At 44.7% G+C, this 1,826-nt stretch carries 1 protein-coding gene; it reads left to right on the forward strand.

Annotated features, from left to right (window positions below):
• Positions 1-210: 210 nt before the first annotated feature.
• Positions 211-1,749 carry an EAL domain-containing protein gene (locus tag H595_RS23095; protein WP_051220005.1) on the forward strand — a complete coding sequence of 513 codons (1,539 nt, stop codon included), beginning with the start codon at positions 211-213 and terminating at the stop codon, positions 1,747-1,749.
• Positions 1,750-1,826: the final 77 nt, after the last annotated feature.

The raw sequence follows: 1,826 nt of genomic DNA on the forward strand, positions 1-1,826 counted from the left end.
GTAGTGTAGCATTCGCTATGCGAGAGTAGTTCACCGCCAGGCACCTAATACTAAGCCCCGCTCATCGAGCGGGGTTTTTTTATGCCTAAAATTCAGTGATGATAAGCCTTAGCGAACGAGCTGCAATTTAATTTAGCGCTTTATAGCTTAAAAACTCGACAAATGCGTGTCAAAGATTAACACTAAGAGTTCGATCAAAAGGAGTTGGTTTTGTCACAATTGTCATTGTACCGGCTGCGGGCACAAAAATTACAGCTTGCTGTTTTGATAGCATTTTTGCTAGTGCTTAATGTGTCGCATTTTGTTATGCAACGCTACAGCGTGATGCAGCAGGCTGATCGTTTAGTTGAACTCGCACTAGAGCAACCACACGAAACTGGTGCAAGGTGGTTAACGGCCAGCACTGGTTTGATTTTGCAATTAGCCCCCAGCAACACTCATTATATTGCCATGCAAAACAATGATACCGTGTTGTACATTGATGAAGCATTTATTATAAAACCTACCCTGTGGCTTTATTTCACTATTAATTCTCTGTTGTTATTGTTGATATTGCCGATTGGTTTGTCATGGCGAAGACAGCGACGAGCTCGTACTTCCGAGCTCGTAGAGTTAGACAAGTCGCTACATATATTAGAAGCTAAAGTCGAAGCAGTCGGCGACTCCTCGGCTAGTTTCAGTCAACGGTTGCAAAAAGTGTCTGATCAAGTGAACAACCTGGTGAGGCGCGACCAAGAAGTTCGCCATTTAGTTCGGGTACAGGGGCTGATCGACCATGAACTTGCTATTGGTAACCGTGTTTTTTTTGAAAGCAAGCTGCAACATTATTTAAGTGATGTGTCAGAAGTGGGGTTCGGCGCATTGTTTATTATTCAGCTAAGTCATCCTGAAACGATAAGCTCAAACATAAAACCGCTTAATCGTCTGCGTGGTTGTGTGGATATACTGCATGGTATGGCCTCAGACTACGCTAATACTGTAATTGCCCGCTTGTCTGATAACGATTTAGTTCTGTTAATCGCAGGGCTTTCTGCTAAAGACATGGAAAAATTGGGTGATAGAATGGCTACGCTATTAAGTCGAGCCAGTTGTTTTGCCGACTGTGTTGACCAAGACGTATTGCATATCGGTTATGCCAGCTATCAGCGAGGACAGACGTCATATCAAGTACTGTCCGAAGCGGATATGGCACTAAAAACGGCACAATTACATGGTCCCAATGCGGCATATGGCTTTGTATATGATGACAGGCCTCAAGCGAAAGGTTCTGTTTGGTGGCGGTCTGAATTAAACAAAGCGTTGCAAGATCATCGTTTTGCTCTTAGCTTTCAACCGGTTTTTTCGTGGCAAGACCGCGATATTCTGCAGCATGAAGTATTAATTCGGCTGCAATCTGCTGACGGTGGTTATATCCCCGCTGCTATCTTTCTGCCCATGGCATATAACTGCGGCTTGGCGTGCCAGATTGACCAGCATGTGTTACTCAAAACAGCGCGGTTATGTGCCATGGACTCACGCACTTTTACTCGGTGTAGTGTGAACATTAGTATCCATTCACTACTCGATCCACAGTGGTGGCAATGGTTGGAGCATATGTTGATATCTGGACAGTTGGACCCGCAGCAATTTGCCCTCGAACTTACAGAACATCATTTACTCCGGCATTATAAAACCCTAAAAAGTAAGCTGTTGAAGTTAAATAAGTTAGGTTTTTCCTTAATTGTGGATCATGTGCGTATTTCGGGATGATCCGGCCAGCGATTTCGGCATGAGTCGGCCACCCATTTCGGTATCATCCGGCCACTGATTTCGGCCTCATCCGGCCA

Origin of the sequence: Rheinheimera baltica DSM 14885, assembly GCF_000425345.1 — a bacterium.
Classification (GTDB): Bacteria; Pseudomonadota; Gammaproteobacteria; order Enterobacterales; family Alteromonadaceae; genus Alishewanella; species Alishewanella baltica.